Annotated in this window: 4 protein-coding genes; 2 read left to right on the plus strand and 2 right to left on the minus strand. The window is 60.4% G+C overall.

The window, feature by feature from the left end:
- Nucleotides 1-43: 43 nt before the first annotated feature.
- Nucleotides 44-1,390: a heavy metal sensor histidine kinase gene (locus ACRESD_RS02300; RefSeq protein WP_431749448.1), complete on the minus strand. Its 1,347-nt coding sequence runs from the start codon at nt 1,388-1,390 to the stop codon at nt 44-46.
- Nucleotides 1,387-2,067, minus strand: coding sequence for a heavy metal response regulator transcription factor (locus ACRESD_RS02305; protein WP_431749449.1), 681 nt, complete (start codon nt 2,065-2,067; stop codon nt 1,387-1,389). Before ACRESD_RS02305 ends, ACRESD_RS02300 begins: the two co-directional genes overlap by 4 nt.
- A 156-nt stretch (nt 2,068-2,223) precedes the next feature.
- Here ACRESD_RS02305 and ACRESD_RS02310 point away from each other — a divergent pair, with 156 nt between their 5' ends.
- The gene (locus tag ACRESD_RS02310; protein WP_431749450.1) at nt 2,224-2,745 is read left to right on the plus strand and encodes a cupredoxin domain-containing protein; all 522 of its coding nucleotides are present in this window, start codon (nt 2,224-2,226) and stop codon (nt 2,743-2,745) included.
- 69 nt (nt 2,746-2,814) lie between these two features.
- The gene (gene queF / locus ACRESD_RS02315; protein WP_431749451.1) at nt 2,815-3,645 is read left to right on the plus strand and encodes an NADPH-dependent 7-cyano-7-deazaguanine reductase QueF; all 831 of its coding nucleotides are present in this window, start codon (nt 2,815-2,817) and stop codon (nt 3,643-3,645) included.
- The last annotated feature ends 117 nt before the right edge of the window (nt 3,646-3,762 follow it).

Raw genomic sequence — 3,762 nt, forward strand, 5'->3', positions numbered from 1 at the left:
TGTGGGAGCTGGCTTGCCTGCGATGGGGCCGGCCCAGCTTGCATCAACTCCCCTTGGGCAACTCAATCACAAACCGCGTCAACCCCGCCTCAGACTCACAATAAATCCTCCCGCCGTGGGCCCGCACAATCGACTGGGTAATCGCCAACCCCAGCCCTGCATGTTCACTGCTGCCTTCACGCCGCGCCGGATCAGCCCGGTAGAAGCGATCAAACAACCTCGGCAGCAGCTCCGCAGGAATACCATCCCCGGTGTTCTCTATTGAAAGTCTCACTCCATCGTCTATCCGTACACGCACTTCGCCACCTGGCGGGGTAAACCGCAACGCGTTATCCAGCAAATTCGAGAATGCCCGGCGCAACATCCCGCGATCACCTGTTGTATGGGCCGTGCCCTCGCGAACCAGGCTGACCTGACGGTCCTCCGCCAGCAGTGTGAAGAACTCCAGCAATGCGTCGACTTCATCCTTCAGTGCCAACGCTTCCCGCTTGGGCACCAGCAAACCGTGATCTGCCTTGGCCAGGTACAACATGTCATTCACCAACTGTGCCATCCATTGCAGCTCTTCCAGATTGCTGTGCAACGCCTCGCGATAATCTTCAAGTGGGCGCGGTTGAGTGAGGATGACCTGGGTCTGCGTCAACAGGTTCGACAGGGGGGTGCGCAGCTCGTGGGCGATGTCGGCGGAGAATGCCGACAGGCGTTGGAAAGCATCGTCCAGGCGGTCCAGCATGGCGTTGACCGCCTGGGCCAGCTCGGCCAGTTCCACCGGCATTTGTTCCTGGGGCAGGCGTTGGGTCAATGAGTGGGCGGACACGCTGGCAGCCACTTCACCCATGCGCCGCAGTGGCCGCAACCCACTGCGTGCCGCCCACGCGCCGAGCAGGGCGGTGGCCAGGGCCGAGAGGCCGACGGTGAGCCAGATCAGGTGTTGCATGCGTTGCAGGAAGTGTTGGTGATGGGTGATATCCAGCATCAGCGTCAGCTTCGGTGAGTCAGGTTGGCCTGCTCTCAAGGGCGCGTTATACACCCGGTAGTCGGTGCCCGCGTTTTGCAGGCTATGCAGGCCGGGAGCTTCGGGCAGGGTGACGTCGGGAGCATCGTCCAGCCAGCGCTGGCCTGCGGCGGTGATACGCAGCGTCAGGTCCTGCTGGCGAAGGAGCTCGCCGCGCAGTTGTGCTTCGTGGCGGGCGAATGACTCTGGCGAGTCGACACCCTGCAGGGTTGCGCGCAATGCCAGGAGCTTGCTGTCGAGTTGCTGCTGGTCCAGCTCAATGAAGTGCGCCTCGCTGGCGCGGTTGAACAGTACGCCGGCCAGCAACGAAACCACTGCCGTACAAGCGGCAAACAGCAGTGCCAGGCGGCTGGATAGGGACAGGCGCTTGATCAATTGACGCGTTCCTCCAGCACATAGCCCATGCCACGTACGGTGTGGATCAGTTTATTGGGGTAGTTGTCGTCGACTTTCAGGCGCAGCCGGCGGATCGCTACTTCGATGATGTTGGTGTCACTGTCGAAGTTCATGTCCCATACCTGAGAGGCGATCAGGGTCTTGGGTAGTACTTCGCCCTGGCGGCGCAGCAGCAATTCCAGCAGGGCGAACTCCTTGGCGGTCAGGTCGATGCGCTGGCCATCTCGCTCGACACGGCGCCGGATCAGGTCCAGGCGCAGGTCGGCCAGTAGCAGGGTGGTTTCCTGGGGCGAACTACTGCCCCGGCGCAACAGGCTGCGTACCCGGGCCAGTAGCTCAGAGAAGGCGAAGGGTTTGACCAGGTAATCATCGGCCCCCAGCTCAAGGCCGTGCACACGGTCTTCCACGGCATCGCGGGCGGTGAGAAACAACACCGGAAGGTCCAGGCCGGCGCTGCGAACAGCTTGCAAAATCTGCCAGCCGTTTCGGCCTGGCAGCATGACATCGAGGATCAGCAGGTCGTAGTCGCCGGTCAGTGCCAGGTGCTGCCCCGTGGTGCCGTCAGCCACCAGCTCGGTGGTAAAGCCAGCTTCGGCCAGGCCTTGGCGCAGGTATTGACCGGTTTTGGGTTGGTCTTCGACGATCAGCAATTTCATGGGCAGCTCTTGGCAACGGGTTACGACGGGCTTTATACCTTGGGTGCCAGGGGATGGGCGCAACCTGACAAAGTTGTAATCTAGCAGTCAGGTGGCTGGCAGCGGCGCTATCTTAGAGTGCGTCGCAGGCTTGACCCACATATTGGAGAGTGAGAAATGGCGTTGCGTACACCTTTGTTGTTGGCCGGTTGCCTGTTGGCGTTAAGCCTTGATGCGGTGGCTGACGCGGCACATACCTATGCGTTCGGCCAGCCGGCGCCGGCGAGCAAGGCCACACGCACTGTAGAAGTTGTGCTGCAGGACATTTCCTTTTCGCCCAAATCTTTGGATGTAAAAGCCGGTGAGACGGTGCGCTTTGTACTCGTCAACAAAGGCCAGTTGCTCCACGAATTCAACCTGGGCGACGCGGCGATGCACGCCGAACACCAGAAGGAAATGCTACAGATGCAGGCCAGCGGGATGCTTACCGCCACCGGCATGGGCAAGATGGACCACAGTGCGATGGGCCATGGCGATATGGGAGGCATGAAACACGATGACCCCAACAGTGTACTGGTGGAGCCCGGCAAGACCGCTGAGCTGACGTGGACCTTTACCAAGGCCACCGGACTGGAGTTTGCCTGCAACCTGCCAGGGCATTACCAGGCGGGTATGGTCGGCAAGCTTAACGTCGATTGATCCGCTGTCGTTTAGGCGCGGGAGCAAAGGCTGGTAGACTGGTGCGGTTTATTTAGCCAGGTTTCCGCCATGCATCCCGCAGCCGAACATTCGCCGCTGGGCAAGTCCAGTGAATACATCTCCACCTACACCCCTTCGTTGCTGTTCCCGATTCCTCGTGCCGCCAAGTGGGCCGAGTTGGGACTGAGCGCCGAGACCTTGCCTTACAAGGGCGTGGATTTCTGGAACTGCTTCGAATTGTCCTGGCTGCTGCCTTCAGGCAAGCCGGTGGTGGCTATCGGTGAGTTCAGCATCCCAGCCGACTCGCCGAACATTATCGAGTCCAAGTCCTTCAAGCTGTACCTCAACTCGCTGAACCAGACTGCGTTTGCTGATACGGCCAGCTTGGAAGCGACCCTGCGCACCGACCTGAGCGCCGCTGCCGGCAAGCCCGTGACCGTGCGCATTCGCAAGCTGGCCGACATTGAGGCCGAAGGTGTGATGGCGTTGCCGGGTGTGTGCATAGATGACCTGGATATCAGCGTCAGCAATTATGAGCACCCGCGCCCGGAACTGCTGCGCTGTGATGATTCACGCATCATCGAGGAGAGCGTGCATAGCCATCTGCTCAAGTCCAACTGCCCAGTGACCAGTCAGCCTGATTGGGGCAGCGTGGTGGTGGAATACCGTGGTTCGGCGTTGGATCACGCCAGCCTGCTGGAATATATCGTGAGCTTTCGCCAGCACTCGGACTTCCATGAGCAATGTGTGGAGCGCATCTTCCTGGACCTGCAGCGCTTGCTGAAGCCGGAGAAATTGACGGTGTATGCGCGGTATGTGCGTCGTGGCGGGTTGGATATCAACCCGTATCGCAGTACTGAGGATGTGGCGTTCCAGAACGTGCGCCTGGCCCGCCAGTAGCTATCACGCAAATCAAATGTGGGAGCTGGCTTGCCTGCGATGGCGGTGGTTCAGCCGCCACATGCGTTGACGGGTGCGCCGCCTTCGCGAGCAAGCCCGCTCCCACATTTTGATCTT

Origin of the sequence: Pseudomonas sp. (assembly GCF_050739995.1) — a bacterium.
GTDB lineage: Bacteria > Pseudomonadota > Gammaproteobacteria > Pseudomonadales > Pseudomonadaceae > Aquipseudomonas.

Excerpts from the sequence above, each read along its gene's own strand:
- ACRESD_RS02310 (WP_431749450.1), top strand. The coding sequence starts at position 2,224 with ATGGCGTTGCGTACACCTTTGTTGTTGGCCGGTTGCCTGTTGGCGTTA.
- queF (WP_431749451.1), top strand. The coding sequence starts at position 2,815 with ATGCATCCCGCAGCCGAACATTCGCCGCTGGGCAAGTCCAGTGAATAC.
- ACRESD_RS02305 (WP_431749449.1), bottom strand. The coding sequence starts at position 2,067 with ATGAAATTGCTGATCGTCGAAGACCAACCCAAAACCGGTCAATACCTG.